Here is a 15,527-nt window from a genome sequence, read left to right on the forward strand (position 1 = left end):
CACCCACCTTAGACCAAATGCCCGAATTGGTGGGATATGGCGAATCTCATCACCCATTCCGCGCCACGCAGACAACCAATCAGGCCAAGGAGACCTCCGCCCGCGGTGGCCGTACCTCCGCGGCCGCCGAGCGGCAACACGAGATCCACCACCGAAGACGCCACGAGCCTCCCCCACGTTGCCCGGCGCCGCGATCAGCCCGCACAGCACGCCCGGCGCCGCGAGCGAGCGGCGGGCGGCCCCTCACAGCACGTGGCGCAGCACCAGCCCGGGAGCCCGGTGGACCAGCCAGGCACTGGCCATGCCGATCACGGCACCGACGGCCACGTCGCTGGGGTAGTGCGCGCCGGAGTGCACCCGCTCGACCGCGACCGCCGCCGCGGGGACCGCGCAGGCGGCGCCCCATCCGAGGGACGATCCGGCCACGGCGGCGGTGAAGCCGACGGCGGCGGCGGTGTGCCCGGAGGGAAACGAGGAGCTGTCGGGGCGATCGTGGACGCCGTCGTGCGGAATCAGCTCCTTCGGCGGCCTGCGCCGTTCGTAGAGCTGCTTGCACACCGCGTTGGAGGCCAGCTCCGCGACCCCCATGGCGGCCAGACCGGCCACCGCGGCCCTCCGCTCCCGATGGCCGCCGGTGGCGGACATGAGCACCGCCGCGGCCCACCACAGCTTGGTGTGCTCGGCCGCCGCCTCGACGGCCGGCAGCACGCGGCGCGTCAGCGGCGAGGTCCAGTGGGCCATGCGACGGGTGAGCCGTTCATCGCCTTCTTTGATGTCCGCCAAGCCGATCATGTGGCCCAGTTTCCCGCTTCCGTTCCCGCCATGCACAAAAGCGGGACGCATACGGTCCGGTTTCCCGGGCACCTGGAGTTGCAGATTCCAAGAAGTTTTTGGCAACAACAGATGGAGGAGCTGACGTGTCATTCCTGTGGGCCATCATCGCGGGTCTCATCATCGGCGTGATCGCCAAACTCGTCCTGCCGGGACGTCAGCCCATTCCCCTTTGGCTGACGGTCATCCTCGGTATCCTCGGCGCCGTCATCGGCAACGCGCTCGCCAGCGCCTTCGGCGTACGTGACACCGGTGGCATCGACTGGATCAGGCACATCTTCCAGATCGGTGTCGCCGCCGCCCTGATCGCGCTGGTCACCCCGCTGTGGGCCCGACGCGGAGCGCGACGACACGCCTGACCCGCCGCGCCTGCCCCCATAAGGGAGAGAAAAAAGGGGGGCGCCCCGAGCCACAAGGCTCGGGGCGCCCCCCTTTTTCTCACGTACCGGATACCGGATATCGGATACCGCCGGCAACGCCTACGAATGCGTACGCAGCAACGTCCGCATCGTCCGCATCGCCACCGACAGATTCGCCAGATCGAACGCGTCGGAGCTCTGGATCTCCTCCAGCGTCGTCCGCGCCCGGCTCAGGATCGGCGCGTTCTTCTCCTCCCACGCCTTGAAGCGCTGCTCGGGCGTCGACTCGCCGTTGCCCACGGCCAGCACGTCGGCCGTCAGCGCGGCGTGCGCCGCGTACAGGTCCTCGCGGATGGAGGCACGCGCCATGGACTGCCAGCGGTCGGCCCGCGGCAGCTCGATGATGCGGTCCATGAGCTGGGTGATCCGCAGTCGGTCGGCGAGGTCGTAGTAGACCTCGGCGACGGCCATCGCGTCGCTGCCCATCCGGTCGGCCACCGCGACGATGTCGAGCGCCGGGAAGGCGGACGAGAACCCGGCGACGCGCGTGGCCAGCTCGTCGGGCACGCCCGCGCCCGTCAGCTCGTCGCGGATGCCCTGGTACCACTCCAGGTCCGAGCCGCGCAGCAGGGTCGGCAACGCGTCCCAGACCTGTGCGACGCCCTCACTGAAGAAGTCGATGGTCTCGGCGAGCTGGAGCGGCTGCGGCCGGTTGTTGAGCAGCCAGCGCGAGCCGCGCTCGACCAGGCGGCGCGAGTGGAGCCGTACGCGGGTCTGCACGTCGGCGGCGACGACATTGTCGAGCGCCTCGACGGCGTCCCAGACCTCGCTGAGCCCGAAGATCTCCCGCGCGGCCAGCTGGGCCCGCACGATCTCCTCCAGGGAGGCCCCGGTCTCCTCCCGCAGCCGGTGCAGGAAGGTCGAACCGCCCGTGTTGACGGTGTCGTTGACCAGGATCGTCGTGATGATCTCGCGGCGCAGCGCGTGCCCGTCGACCTGCTCGGGGAACCTCTCCCGCAGCGCCTGCGGGAAGTACGCGTGCAGCAGCCGCCGCAGGTACGGATCGTCGGGCAGCGTCGTCTGGATCAGCTCCTCCGCCGCCGTGATCTTCGTGTAGGCGAGGAGGACGGCCAGCTCGGGCTGGGTCAGACCGCGCGTGGAGTTGAGCAGTTCACGGATCTGCCGGTCGTTGGGCAGGAACTCCAGGCTCCGGTCGAGGTGGCCCTGCTTGCCGAGCCGGCGCATGAAGCGCTGGTGGGCGTGGAGCAGGGACGGCGACTGGGCGACGGCGTTGCCCAGCGCGGTGTTCTGCGCGTAGTTGTTGCGCAGCACCAGATGGCCGACCTCGTCGGTCATCTCGGCGAGCAGGACGTTGCGCTGCTTGACCGTCATGTCGCCGTCCGTGACGACCGCGTTGAGCAGGATCTTGATGTTCACCTCGTGGTCGGAGGTGTCCACGCCCGCGCTGTTGTCGATCGCGTCGGTGTTGATGCGGCCGCCCTCGCGCGCGAACTCGATACGGCCCAGCTGGGTCAGACCGAGGTTGCCGCCCTCGCCGACGACCTTGACGCGCAGGTCGGAGCCGTTCACGCGGATCGCGTCGTTCGCCTTGTCGCCGACGTCGGCGTTCGACTCCGCCGACGACTTCACGTACGTACCGATGCCGCCGTTCCACAGCAGGTCGACGGGCGCCTGGAGGATGGCCTTCATCAGGTCGGCCGGGGTCATCTTGGCGACGCCGGTCTCGATGCCGAGGGCCTCGCGGATGTGGGCGTTGAGCTGGATCGCCTTGGCGGAGCGGGGGAAGATCCCGCCGCCCGTGGAGAGCAGCTCCTTGTCGTAGTCGGCCCAGGAGGAGCGCGGCAGTTCGAACAGGCGGCGGCGCTCGGCGTAGGAGGTCGCGGCGTCCGGCTTCGGGTCGATGAAGATGTGCCGGTGGTCGAAGGCGGCGATCAGGCGGATGTGCTCGGAGAGCAGCATGCCGTTGCCGAACACGTCACCGGACATGTCGCCGACGCCGACGACCGTGAAGTCCTCGGACTGGGTGTCGCAGCCCAGCTCCCGGAAGTGCCGCTTCACGGACTCCCAGGCGCCGCGGGCGGTGATGCCCATGCCCTTGTGGTCGTAACCGGCGGAACCTCCGGAGGCGAACGCGTCGCCGAGCCAGAAGTCGTAGTCCTCGGCGACCTTGTTGGCGATGTCCGAGAACGTCGCCGTGCCCTTGTCGGCCGCGACCACCAGATACGTGTCGTCCTCGTCGTGGCGTACGACGTCCGAGGGCGGCACGACCGCGCCGGCGACGAGGTTGTCGGTGATGTCGAGCAGCGCCGAGATGAACGTCTTGTAGCAGGCGACGCCCTCCGCCAGCCAGGCGTCGCGGTCCACCGACGGATCAGGCAGCTGCTTGGCGACGAAGCCGCCCTTGGCGCCGACGGGCACGATGACGGTGTTCTTGACCATCTGCGCCTTGACCAGACCGAGGATCTCCGTACGGAAGTCCTCCTTCCGGTCGGACCAGCGCAGACCACCGCGTGCGACCTTGCCGAAGCGCAGGTGCACGCCCTCGACGCGCGGCGAGTACACCCAGATCTCGTACGCGGGACGGGGCGCGGGCAGGTCGGGGATGGCCTGCGGGTCGAACTTCATGGAGACGTACGAGTGCGGCTCGCCGCTCTCCGTGCGCTGGAAGAAGTTGGTCCGCAGGGTCGCCTTGATGACGGTGAGGAAGGACCGCAGGATCCGGTCCTCGTCGAGCGAGGCGACCTGGTCGAGCGCCCCGTCCAGCTCCTCCAGGAGCCCGTCGGTCAGCTCGGTCCCGGCGCGCTGGTGGTCCGGCGACATGCGCGCCTCGAAGAGCGAGACGAGCAGCCGGGTGGTGTGGACGTTGTTGCGGAGGGTGTCCTCCATGTAGTCCTGGCTGAACGTCGAGCCCGCCTGGCGCAGGTACTTGGCGTAGGCCCGCAGGACCATCGCCTGACGCCAGTTGAGGCCCGCGCGAAGGACCAGCGAGTTGAAGCCGTCGACCTCGGCCGCACCGGTCCAGGCGGCGGCGAAGGCCTCCTGGAAGCGCTCGCGGCCGTCGTCGCCGAGGTAGTCGCCGTGGCCGTTCGCAGACTTGGGCATGCGCAGCCCGAAGTCGTAGATCCACGCGTGTGTGCGGTCGGAGCAGCGCAGCTCGTACGGGCGCTCGTCGGTGACCTCGACGCCGAGGCGCTGGAGGACGGGCAGCACCGCGGAGAGGGAGACCTGCTCACCGGAGCGGTAGATCTTGAAGCGGCGCTCGTCGGGGGCCGCGCCCACCGGCTCGTACAGGGAGAGCGCGAAGTCCTTGCCGCCCTGGACGAGCTGCTCCAGGTGCTGGAGGTCGGCGACGGCGGCGCGCGGGGTGTGGTCGGCCTTGTAGCCCTCGGGGAAGGCGCTCCCGTACCGGCGCAGGAGTTCGGCGGCGCGCTCCTCGCCGCACTCGGCGGTCAGCGCCTCGGCGAAGCCGTCGGCCCACGAGCGGGCGGCGTCGACGAGCCGTCCCTCGATGCGCTCGACGTCGGCCTCGGAGAGGTCGGGGACCTCGGCGCCCTTCGGCACCCTGACGACGAAGTGGATGCGGGAGAGGATCGACTCCGTGTTCCAAGCGGTGAAGTCGACGCTCGCGCCGTTCAGCTCCTCCTTGAGGATGTCGATGATCCGCAGCCGGACGCCGGTGGTGTAGCGGTCGCGCGGCAGGTAGACGAGGGCGGAGTAGTAGCGCCCGTACTCGTCCTTGCGCAGGTACAGCCGCAGCCGGCGCCGCTCCTGGAGGTAGAGGACGCTCGTCACGATGGAGCGCAGCTCGTCGGCCGGGGTCTGGAACAGCTCGTCGCGCGGGTACGTCTCCAGGATCTGGAGGAGGTCACGCCCGTCGTGGCTGTTGGCGGAGAAGCCCGCGCCCTTGAGGACCTCGGCGACCTTGCGGCGGATGACGGGCACGCGGCGCACGGACTCGGTGTACGCGGCGGACGAGAAGAGGCCGAGGAAGCGCCGCTCGCCGATGACGTTGCCCTCGGCGTCGAACTTCTTCACGCCGACGTAGTCGAGGTAGCTGGGGCGGTGCACGGTCGCGCGGCTGTTGGCCTTGGTCAGGACGAGCAGCTTGTGCTCGCGGGCCTTGGCGCGCGCGTCGGCGGGCAGCCGGTTGAAGGACGGGCTGACCGGGTGGTGGTCGTCGCCGTGCTGCGGGTCGGCGCGCAGGATGCCGAGGCCGGTGCCGGGGACGGCGGCCAGCGAGTCGTCGTCCGTGAGGTTGTACTCACGGAAGCCCAGGAAGGTGAAGTGGTTGTCGGCGAGCCAGCGCAGCAGCTCGCGGGCCTCGTCGACCTCCTGGTCGCGCAGGTCGTCCGCGGTGGGCTCGGAGGGCAGCTCGTCGGCGATGCGCAGGGCGGCATCGCGCATCTTCTCCCAGTCCTCGACGGTCTCGCGCACGTCGGACAGGATCCGCAGCAGATCGGCGGTGATCTGCTTCAGGTCGGCGCGGTCGGTCTCGCGGTCCATCTCGACGTGGATCCACGACTCGACGAGCGCGTCGTGCGGCCGCTCGCTGACCGGCTCGGTGGCCAGGACCTCCAGGAGCTTGCCGGTCAGATCACGGCGTACGACGACCTGGGGGTGGATCACGACGTGGATGCCGCGGCCCTGGCGGGAGAGTTCGTTGGTGACGGAGTCGACGAGGAAGGGCATGTCGTCGGTGACGACTTCCACCACGGAGTGACTGCACGTCCAGCCGTTCTCCTCGACCGTCGGGGTGTGCACCCGTACGTTGGCCGTCCCCTGGGGGCGGTTCTCGGCGAGCCGGTAGTGGGAGAAAGCGGCACCGAAGACGTCGACCGGGTCGCGGTCGGCCAGGTCCTCGGGGGCCGTGTGCAGGTAGTAGCGCCGGAGGAACGCGAGAGCCGTGTCCTGGTCCGGCGCGGCCTCGCTCGTCTCCCCGGTCGGTGCACCGCTCGGCAGGCGCCCCCCGACCGGGCTGTTCTCAGCTACCCGGGCGGCCCGCGCGAGCAGCTCGGTCTTGGCTTCGTCCAGCTTGGTCTGCATTGTCCTCTTGGCTCCTGTCGCGCGCCATTGCGCGACGTAGAAGGAAGTGAAGTGACGTAACGTCCTCGGACGGGGTCTCCGGCCTGTTCGACGTTATGCCGCGATGCGGGAAGAGCAGTCGGCTTTCCGCCATTTTCGGCGGTTCCGCTGGCGGATGGCCCGCCCGGCCCGGTCGGCCGCACCGCGAAGAAGCGTCAGCGAGGTCCCGGGCACGGATGTCCTCCGTGTTCCCCGGGCGCAGGGCGGAGGCACCGATGCCTCCGCGGGATATCGCGCTGATCACGGGTCAAGGCTATCGCTCCGCAGCGGGTAAGAGTCACGAGCCTTTTGTATACAAAACCAGGGGCAGAACCTGGACAGTCTGCACAGTGCGGCCGAGCGTTCTGCTGGTGCGCCCCTGGTGCCGGCCCTCTTGGCAAACCGGACGCGGGCGTGCACGTTGAGCGGGACGGACAAAGGGACATGCGCGACGGACTCGGGAAGCGGGCACCGATGGCAGCCAAGATCCTTATTGTGACCGGCGACGCGGCCGAGTCGATGGAGGTCCTCTACCCCTACCAGCGGCTGCGCGAGGAGAGGTACGACGTCCACATCGCCGCCCCCGCGCGCAAGACGCTGCGGTTCGTGGTGCACGACTTCGAACCGGGCTTCGATACGTACACGGAGAAGCCGGGTTACACCTGGCCCGCGGACCTCGCGTTCTCCGAGGTGGATCCCGGCCAGTACGCCGCCCTGGTGATCCCCGGCGGCCGCGCCCCGGAGTACCTGCGCAACGACCCGGAGCTACGCAAGATCCTCAAGTCCTTCTTCGACGCGGACAAGCCGGTGGCCCAGATCTGCCACGGCCCGCTCCTGACGGCGGCGGTCGGCGCCCTGAGCGGCCGCAGGGTCACGGCGTACCCGGCACTGGAACTGGACATGCAGACGGCGGGCGCGACCTTCCAGGACGCGGAGGTGGTAGTCGACTGCACCCTGGTCTCGGCCCGCGCGTGGCCGGATCACTCCGGGTGGATGAGGGAGTTCCTGACGGTGCTCAGGGCCAAGGCTCCGGTGACGTGAGGCGCGGCACGGCTGAGGGACGCGGGGCACGGCGCGGGTGACGTGGACGCCGGGTGACATCCGTACGGGCAGCCGGTGGAGCCTGCGCATCCGCTAGGTATACGGAGTTCCGCGACCCCCGCGCCACATCGGTATGCCGATCCTCGGGCATACCGATGCCGGGATGCGGCCGCGGAGGGCAGGCTCTGTTCTGCGCCGCCTCGCCCGAGCCACGGGAACGGGCGGCGGGGTGCCGACAGCGCCTGGTCCATTCCCCCACGGCTGTCATGGCGAGGCACCCCGCACCCGCCTCACGGCTCCCGGCGACGCGGCCGAAGCGGCGCCTGCCCTCGTCGGCGAGGGCAGGCCCGCGCCCACCCACCCCGGCCGACCGCCGGGCCCCGAGCGCACACTCCCCTCGCCCGCCTACCACGGAGGGCAGGCCCGCGCACCCATCCGCCCCCGGCCACCCGCCGGGCCCCGCGCACGCTCCCTCGCCCGCCTACCCCGCGGCCCCGCAGCCCCGCCCCTCCACCGCCGCCCCCGCGATCTCCGCGATCTCCGCGGCGACCTCCGACGCGCCGGCGATCTCCGTGCGCGAGCCCACGCCCAGCTTCGCGAGGATGTGCTCGACATGCGCGTCCGCGGTCCGCTTCGAGATGACCAGGCGCTCCGCGATCTCCCGGTTGGACAGGCCCTGGGCGACCAGGACGGCCACCTCCCGCTCCCGCCGGGTCAGCACGTCACCGGCCGCCCGCCGACCCGACCCCCGCTGGGCCGCCGGCCCGCCCGGCGTGTCCGCGTCGGCCCGCACCGCTTCCAGGACCTGCCGCCCGGAGAGCCGCGCCCCCACCGCGTGCCACCGGTCGAACTGCTTGTCGCCCAACGCCTCCCGCGCCGACTTCCGCGCCGCCTCCTGCTGCTCCATGAGCGAGGGGAGCATGGCGACGGGGTCACCGCTGAGCCGCCGCGCGTTCTCCGCGTACCCGAGGAGCCACGCGGCCCGCGTATGCCGCCCGGCCCGCGCCGAGGCCCACGCGAGGCCGTGGCAGCACATCGCGGCCACCAGGATCTCGTCTACCTCGCTCGCCGCCTCAAGACCGCGGCACAGCGACGCGACGCCCGCCTCGCGCTCCCCCACGAGCCACAGCACCAGGCCCTGCGTCGTGAGCGTGGACCCGTAGATCTGCCGCTCGCCCGTGCCCTCCAGCAGCTCAAGACCCTCCGCGCACAGTTCCAGCGCTCCCTCGGTGTCCCCGAGCACGGCCCGCAGCAGAGCCGCTTCGGAGCCCATCACCACCAGGCCGAGGAGGCTGTCGCGCTCGGCCATCCGCCGCCGCACGTCCGCGAGCCGGTCGAGCCCCGTCTCGTCCCCGCACAGCCCGGCGAGCCCGCTGGCGTACGCCTCGGCGAACTGCTCGACGTCCTCGTCGCCCGCCCGCGCCGCGCACTCCCGCGCCAGGTCCATCTGCTCGACGGCCGTCGTCAGATCCGCGGTCCACACCGCGAAGGCGCCGCGTACGAGCAGCCCCCACGCCCGCGCCGAACAGTCGTCGGGGACGAGCCCGAGCCCCTTCTCGACCCAGTACCCGCCCTCGGAGAGCGCCCCGAAGGCCCGCCAGTGGGGCCACAGCCGGGCGGCGAGGTGCAGCCCCTCCGGGGCCCGCCCCTCGGTCTCGTACCCGTACTCCAGAGCGGCCCGCAGATCGGCGCTCTCCGCCCGGACCGTGCGGTGCAGCTCCGGCTGCCCGGCGCCGAAGAACCCCTCCTCGAAGCGCCGCCCGAGATCCCGGTAGTACGCGAAGTGCCGCGCCCGCAGCGCCGCGCCCCCGTCCGCCTCGACCACGCCGAGCATCTCGGCCCCGTACTCCCTGAGGGTGTCGAGCAGCCGGTAGCGGTTCCCCGACTCCCCGAGCCGCTGCACCACGGACTTGTCGACGAGCCCGATCAGCTGCCCGAGCACCTCACCGACGGGCAACTCCCCGCCCCCGCAGACCTGTTCGGCGGCACCCAGCTCGAAGGAGCCCGCGAAGACCGACAGCCGGGCCCACAGCAACCGCTCCGCCGGAGTGCACAGCTCGTGCGACCAGTCGATGGCCGTACGCAGCGTCTGGTGCCGTGACAGAGCGGTGCGCCGCCCTCCGGTGAGCACCTGGAACCGATCGTCGAGCCGCGCCACCAGCTCCTCCATCGACACCGCCCGCAACCGCACCGCGGCCAGCTCCAGGGCCAGCGGAATGCAGTCGAGGCGATGGGCCAGCGCCAGCAACTGCCCGCGATTGCCCTCATGCGCCGTGAACCCGGGCACGACACCGGCGGCCCGCTGCGCGAACAGTTCCACGGCGTCGTCCGGCGCGAGCGGCGCGACGGGACAGCAGTGCTCCCCCGGTACGTCCAACGGCTGCCGACTGGTCGCGAGCACGCACACATCGGCGGCCTCGCGCAGCAGGATGTCGGAGAGCATCGCGCACGCGTCGACCAGATGCTCACAGGTGTCGAGCACGATGAGCAGCCGCCGCCCCTGCAAATGCGCCACGACCGCGTCGAGCGGCGCCATCCCCGGCTGCTCGGGCAGTTCGAGGACCGCGGCGAGCGTGGCGGGGACCAACTCGGGGTCGCGCAGCACCGAAAGCTCCGCAAGCCAGACCCCGTCGGGGAACCTCTCCCCGAGCCCCGCGGCGGCCCGTAACGCGGTCCGGCTCTTCCCGACACCTCCCGGCCCGACCAGGGTGACCAGACGCGCGTACGCGAACGCGGCCCGCACCTGCGCCAGTTCGTCCGCCCGACCGACGAACGAGGTCAGTTCGGCGGGCAGTTGCCCACCCCGCCGCTGCCCGAAGCCGAAACCCATCGCGCTACCGCCCCCGTCACGTCGTCCGGTACAGAGGATCCCACCTCAGCGTACGCAGAACAGCGCGGAGCGTGAACGGAATCCCCCAACCACCCCCACCGGCCCCCTCGGGCGACGCTCAGGCACCCTCAGGCCGCAAGCCGCTCCGCCACGACCACGGCCTCCTCCAGCGTGTCCACGACGGGCACCCCGGCCAGCTCCAGACTCCCCCGGCTGTGCGAGCCCCCGGTGTAGAGCACGGCCCGCGCCCCCACGTGCGCGGCGGCCACCGCGTCGTCCACCGCGTCCCCGATCACGACGACCCGCTCGACGGCGGCGACGACACCCTCCAGCGCGGCGAGGTGCCGCACCATGCGCTCGGCCTTGCCGGCGTGCGAATCGTCGGTGCGCCCGTCGATCCGCACGAAGTGCTCGTGGATCCCGTGCCGCCGCACGATCGGCACCAGATGCTCGTGCGGAGCGAGAGACAGCAACGACTGCGTACGCCCGTCGGCCCGCCGCCCGGCGAGCAGCTGAGCGGCCCCTTCGGTGAGCCCGCAGGCCTCGGCCCGAGCCCAGTAGTGCCGATGGAAGACGGCGTCCATGACCCGCCACTCGCTCTCACTCGGCAGCCGCCCCATCAGCCGCTCGTAGAAGAGCGGGATCGGCACGCAGTACAGCTCCCGGTACCGCTCCAGCGTGATCGGTTCGATCCCGATCTCCGCGAAGGAGGCGTTGGTCGCCTCGATCACCGCATGAATGTCATGCAGGAGCGTCCCGTTCCAATCCCAAACGATATGCGCCCCGCGCCGCGTCCCCATCCCTGAAATCTACCCTCCCCGAGGGGCCGGGCACCTGCCCCTACGCCACGGCACCCACGCGCCGATCCGCCCACCCACGACCGCACCACCACGGCGAGACGACGACCCACCCCACACCACGGTGTCATCACGGCGAGACGGCCCCCGCCCCCACACCGACACACCACCACGGCGAGCCGACCAACCGCTCCTACCTCGCCATGTCATCGCAGCGAGACGGGCGGGTGGGTGGGAAAGATCCGCCGCGAAGCGGGCGGCCTGGAACCCCTCACAACCCGCGCCGCCCCGCGGCAACCCCAGTCCCCCAGCCCCCAGCCCCCTCAAGGCGCCCCCGCCAGCCCAATCAGCCCAGGAATCTCCTGCGTGGCGAACCAGAGCAGGTCATGATCCTCCGCCCCGTCCACCACGAACCGCGCGTCGTCGTCGCCCTGATCCGCCGCGCCCAGCGCCGCCGCGGCCGCCGCGACATCCGCCTCCGCGTCCCCCGCGTCCACGTGCACGGCCGCCACCTTCCCCAGGGGAAGCCCGTCGGCGAGCCGCACCTCGCCGAGCGCCCCCTGGTCGAGACCCCGGCCGGGGTCCGCCACAGCCGCCCCGTCCGGCACGTCGGCCGCGAGAACGACCCGGCGCCGCGGCGCCCCGGGATCCACCGCCACCAGCCGCAGCGACGCCGCCGCCGCCCGGTTCAGCGCCGCGTACTCGAGCTCCTCGATGTCATCGGAGACGTACCACTCCCGCAGGGCGGGGGTGACGGCGTAAGCGACAAGCGGCCCCGGCCCCAACTCCTTCGCCTTGTACGCCTCAGCGAGCCGGGGCAGGGTCAGAGGAACGTAGACGCGCATGACTGACCGCTTTCGTTCGTGTACGGAGAAGGCCGTGTCCGTAGAGGGCCGTGTACGTGGAAGGCCTCCAGGATACGTCCGCGAGTCCCCGATCGAGGTGCCCCCACCGCCCCCGGAGCCGTCCACACGCCTCCGCGGATTCACCCGGCACAACCCGGCAACCACCGCGATCCCGGACCCTCCGTCCCCCCGGATAGGTGAACCTCGCAGCCCTCCCCCGAGGCACCGCCAGGCCCTTGCACCCTCCCTCGCCGCCCCCGTACAAGATCCCCGGGACAGAAAAGTTACCCACCGGTAAAGGCGACGAAGGAGGCACCCCGTGCGCAAGGTGATGACAAGGCCCCGCCCCCGCCCGTCAGCGGCCCGCCCCCCGGCAGGCCGCCCACCCACCCGCAAAGACTCCCGCCGCCCCGCGGACCGCACTCCCAGGCCCGTCCCGGCCAAACCACCCCCGCACCCCACAGAGGTCTTCACCGAACGCCTCCTGCTGGTCCTCAGCGGCCAACGCCCCCTGTACTGGGTGGCCCGCCACATCGCCAACACCGCCTTCGACGACCTGGCGCGCCTGGCCGAGCGCACCCCCCTCCGCGCGAACGGCCACCGCCCCACGGTCCACCGCATCGGCCACTACCAGCCGCACCCCGAGGCCTACGAGGTCTTCGCCCGCATCGCGACAGGCCCGAGACTGCGCGCACTGGCTTTCCGCCTGGCTCTCGGCCCGGACCGGAAATGGCGCTGCACAGCGGTGGAAATGGAAAGGACCTGAACCGAAAAAAACCTGAGCCGAAGGGGCCGGGGAATCCCGGCCCCTCCCACTCAGGTCACGGACGAGGCAGCTCGGCCCAAGCCGAGGCCCGCCCCATCAGAGCGACAGCGACAACGTCACTTCTTGCGCCGCCGCCCCCCGCCCTTCTGGGCCTTGCGCCGCTCCGCGCGGGTCATGCCGTCCGCCTCGGACCGCACTCCGGAGCCGTCCGTGGTGAAGTCGCCCTCATCCACGCCGCCCTCGGCGTTGGGCGCCTGGAAGTGCAGCCGGTCGGGCCGCTGCGGAGCCTCAAGGCCCTTGGCGCGGATCTCGGGCCGCGCCTGGGCCCCGCCGCCCGCACCGGCCGGGACCGCGTCCTGCACGCCGTCCTTGGTGAGCGAGGCGGCACGCGCCCCGTCCTCGACCGGGACCTCCTCGACCTGCTGCTCGACCTGGACCTCCAGGTTGAACAGGTAGCCGACGGACTCCTCCTTGATGCCGTCCATCATGGCGTTGAACATGTCGAAGCCCTCGCGCTGGTACTCGACCAGCGGGTCCTTCTGCGCCATGGCGCGGAGGCCGATGCCCTCCTGGAGGTAGTCCATCTCGTAGAGGTGCTCACGCCACTTGCGGTCGAGCACCGACAGGACGACCCGGCGCTCCAGCTCACGCATGATCTCGGAGCCGAGCTGCTCCTCGCGCGCCGCGTACTGCTCGTGGATGTCGTCCTTGATGGACTCGGAGATGAACTCGGCGGTGAGGCCCGCGCGGTCACCCGCCGTGTCCTCCAGCTCCTCGATGGTGACCTTGACGGGGTAGAGCTGCTTGAAGGCGCTCCACAGCCGGTCCAGGTCCCACTCCTCGGCGAAGCCCTCGGCGGTCTCGGCGGCGATGTACGCGTCGATGGTGTCGTCCATGAAGTGCGCGATCTGCTCGTGCAGGTCCTCACCCTCCAGGACGCGGCGACGCTCTCCGTAGATGACCTCGCGCTGGCGGTTGAGGACCTCGTCGTACTTCAGGACGTTCTTACGGGTCTCGAAGTTCTGCTGCTCGACCTGCGACTGGGCGGAGGCGATCGCGCGCGTGACCATCTTGTTCTCGATCGGCACGTCGTCCGGGACGTTGGCCATCGACATCACGCGCTCGACCATCTGCGCCTTGAACAGACGCATCAGGTCGTCGCCCAGCGACAGGTAGAACCGCGACTCGCCCGGGTCGCCCTGACGGCCGGAACGACCACGCAGCTGGTTGTCGATACGACGCGACTCGTGCCGCTCCGTGCCGAGGACGTAGAGCCCGCCCAGGGCCTTGACCTCCTCGAACTCCTGCTTGACGGCCCGCTCGGCCTTCTCCAGGGCGGCGGGCAGCGCCGCGGCCCACTCCTCGACGTGCTCGACGGGGTCGAGGCCGCGCTGGCGCAGCTCCGCCTCGGCGAGGTCGTCGGGGTTGCCGCCGAGCTTGATGTCGGTGCCTCGTCCGGCCATGTTCGTGGCGACGGTGACGGCGCCCTTGCGGCCGGCCTGGGCGACGATGGTCGCCTCACGGTCGTGCTGCTTGGCGTTGAGCACCTCGTGCTGGATGCCCCGCTTGGACAGCTGCTGCGAGAGGTACTCCGACTTCTCCACGGAAGTGGTGCCGACGAGGATCGGCTGCCCCTTCTCGTGCTTCTCCGCGATGTCGTCGACGACGGCGGCGAACTTCGCGACCTCGGTGCGGTAGATCAGGTCGGACTGGTCGGCGCGGACCATCGGCCGGTTCGTCGGGATCGGCACGACGCCCAGCTTGTAGATCTGGTGGAACTCGGCGGCCTCGGTCATGGCCGTACCGGTCATGCCGGACAGGCCGCTGTCGTAGCCGTCGCGCTTGTAGAGGCGGAAGAAGTTCTGGAGGGTGATCGTCGCGAGCGTCTGGTTCTCGTCCTTGATGTCCACCCCTTCCTTCGCCTCGATCGCCTGGTGCATGCCCTCGTTGTAGCGGCGGCCGGCGAGGATGCGGCCGGTGTGCTCGTCGACGATCATGACTTCGCCGTCGATGACGACGTAGTCCTTGTCCTTCTTGAAGAGTTCCTTGGCCTTGATGGCGTTGTTGAGGTAGCCCACCAGGGGCGTGTTCACCGACTCGTAGAGGTTGTCGATGCCGAGCCAGTCCTCGACCTTGCTCACGCCGGACTCATGGATGCCCACGGTCCGCTTCTTCTCGTCGACCTCGTAGTCCCCGGTCTCCTCGAGGCCTTTGAGGGGGTTGCCGGGCTCACCCTTGGTGAGGCGGGTGACGAGCTTGGCGAAGTCGCCGTACCACTTGGTGGCCTGGTCGGCGGGGCCGGAGATGATCAGCGGCGTACGGGCCTCGTCAACCAGGATCGAGTCGACCTCGTCGACGATCGCGAAGTTGTGGCCGCGCTGCACCAGCTCGTCCTGCGACCACGCCATGTTGTCGCGGAGGTAGTCGAAGCCGAATTCGTTGTTCGTGCCGTACGTGATGTCGCAGTTGTACTGCTCACGGCGCTGGGCCGGCGTCATGTTGGCCAGGATGCAGCCGACGCTCAGGCCCAGGAACTTGTGGACGCGGCCCATCATCTCGGAGTCGCGCTCGGCCAGGTAGTCGTTGACCGTGATCAGGTGGACGCCCTTGCCGGACAGGGCGTTCAGATAAGCGGGCAGGGTGCCGACGAGGGTCTTGCCCTCACCGGTCTTCATCTCGGCCACATAACCCATGTGCAGCGCGGCGCCGCCCATCATCTGGACGTCGTAGTGGCGCTGGCCCAGGACGCGCTTGGCGGCCTCACGGACCGTCGCGAAGGCCTCGGGCAGGAGGTCGTCGAGCGTCTCGCCGTCGGCGTAACGCTCCTTGTACTCCTGGGTCAGCGCGCGCAGCTCGGCGTCGGAGAGGCTGACGAAGTCCTCTTCGATGGAGTTGACCTGGTCCGCGATGCGGTGCAGCTTGCGCAGGATCTTGCCTTCGCCTGCACGCATGATCTTCGAGAGGACGGACACGGGG

At 70.5% G+C, this 15,527-nt stretch carries 9 protein-coding genes; 3 read left to right on the forward strand and 6 right to left on the reverse strand.

Annotation, left to right across the window (positions count from 1 at the left end; all coding sequences use genetic code 11):
• Positions 1–243: 243 nt before the first annotated feature.
• The gene (locus CP975_RS13570; protein ID WP_055528150.1) at positions 244–792 is read right to left on the reverse strand and encodes a phosphatase PAP2 family protein; all 549 of its coding nucleotides are present in this window, start codon (positions 790–792) and stop codon (positions 244–246) included.
• Between the two features lie 125 nt (positions 793–917).
• Here CP975_RS13570 and CP975_RS13575 point away from each other — a divergent pair, with 125 nt between their 5' ends.
• On the forward strand, positions 918–1,190 hold the full coding sequence (locus tag CP975_RS13575) for a GlsB/YeaQ/YmgE family stress response membrane protein (protein WP_030788013.1): 273 nt from the start codon (positions 918–920) through the stop codon (positions 1,188–1,190).
• A gap of 120 nt (positions 1,191–1,310) precedes the next feature.
• Here the strand turns inward: CP975_RS13575 and CP975_RS13580 are convergent, their stop codons facing one another.
• On the reverse strand, positions 1,311–6,254 hold the full coding sequence (locus CP975_RS13580; protein ID WP_055528151.1) for an NAD-glutamate dehydrogenase: 4,944 nt from the start codon (positions 6,252–6,254) through the stop codon (positions 1,311–1,313).
• Positions 6,255–6,746: 492 nt separating this feature from the next.
• Between CP975_RS13580 and CP975_RS13585 the strand changes: the two genes are divergently transcribed.
• Positions 6,747–7,313, forward strand: coding sequence for a DJ-1/PfpI family protein (locus tag CP975_RS13585; RefSeq protein ID WP_055528158.1), 567 nt, complete (start codon positions 6,747–6,749; stop codon positions 7,311–7,313).
• A gap of 481 nt (positions 7,314–7,794) precedes the next feature.
• Here the strand turns inward: CP975_RS13585 and CP975_RS13590 are convergent, their stop codons facing one another.
• From CP975_RS13590 to CP975_RS13600, 3 genes are all read right to left on the reverse strand, one after another.
• Positions 7,795–10,143: an ATP-binding protein gene (locus tag CP975_RS13590; RefSeq protein ID WP_150476915.1), complete on the reverse strand. Its 2,349-nt coding sequence runs from the start codon at positions 10,141–10,143 to the stop codon at positions 7,795–7,797.
• A gap of 128 nt (positions 10,144–10,271) precedes the next feature.
• Positions 10,272–10,943 (reverse strand): HAD family hydrolase, encoded by a 672-nt coding sequence (locus CP975_RS13595; RefSeq protein WP_150476916.1) that lies wholly within the window; start codon positions 10,941–10,943, stop codon positions 10,272–10,274.
• A gap of 320 nt (positions 10,944–11,263) precedes the next feature.
• Complete coding sequence (locus CP975_RS13600) at positions 11,264–11,785, reverse strand: DUF6912 family protein (protein ID WP_150476917.1); 522 nt, start codon at positions 11,783–11,785, stop codon at positions 11,264–11,266.
• A 319-nt stretch (positions 11,786–12,104) separates the two neighbouring features.
• Between CP975_RS13600 and CP975_RS13605 the strand changes: the two genes are divergently transcribed.
• A complete protein-coding gene (locus tag CP975_RS13605; protein ID WP_150476918.1) occupies positions 12,105–12,551 on the forward strand; it encodes an Rv3235 family protein in 447 nt (148 codons plus the stop codon).
• Positions 12,552–12,667: 116 nt separating this feature from the next.
• Here CP975_RS13605 and secA read toward each other — a convergent pair whose 3' ends face one another.
• Complete coding sequence (gene secA, locus CP975_RS13610) at positions 12,668–15,523, reverse strand: preprotein translocase subunit SecA (protein ID WP_055532324.1); 2,856 nt, start codon at positions 15,521–15,523, stop codon at positions 12,668–12,670.
• Between the last annotated feature and the right edge of the window lie 4 nt (positions 15,524–15,527).

This window comes from Streptomyces alboniger (genome assembly GCF_008704395.1).
GTDB lineage: Bacteria > Actinomycetota > Actinomycetes > Streptomycetales > Streptomycetaceae > Streptomyces > Streptomyces alboniger.

Coding starts and splice junctions, on each gene's coding strand:
- CP975_RS13570 (WP_055528150.1), bottom strand. CDS start 792: ATGATCGGCTTGGCGGACATCAAAGAAGGCGATGAACGGCTCACCCGT.
- CP975_RS13580 (WP_055528151.1), bottom strand. CDS start 6,254: ATGCAGACCAAGCTGGACGAAGCCAAGACCGAGCTGCTCGCGCGGGCC.
- CP975_RS13585 (WP_055528158.1), top strand. CDS start 6,747: ATGGCAGCCAAGATCCTTATTGTGACCGGCGACGCGGCCGAGTCGATG.
- CP975_RS13590 (WP_150476915.1), bottom strand. CDS start 10,143: ATGGGTTTCGGCTTCGGGCAGCGGCGGGGTGGGCAACTGCCCGCCGAA.
- CP975_RS13595 (WP_150476916.1), bottom strand. CDS start 10,943: ATGGGGACGCGGCGCGGGGCGCATATCGTTTGGGATTGGAACGGGACG.
- CP975_RS13600 (WP_150476917.1), bottom strand. CDS start 11,785: ATGCGCGTCTACGTTCCTCTGACCCTGCCCCGGCTCGCTGAGGCGTAC.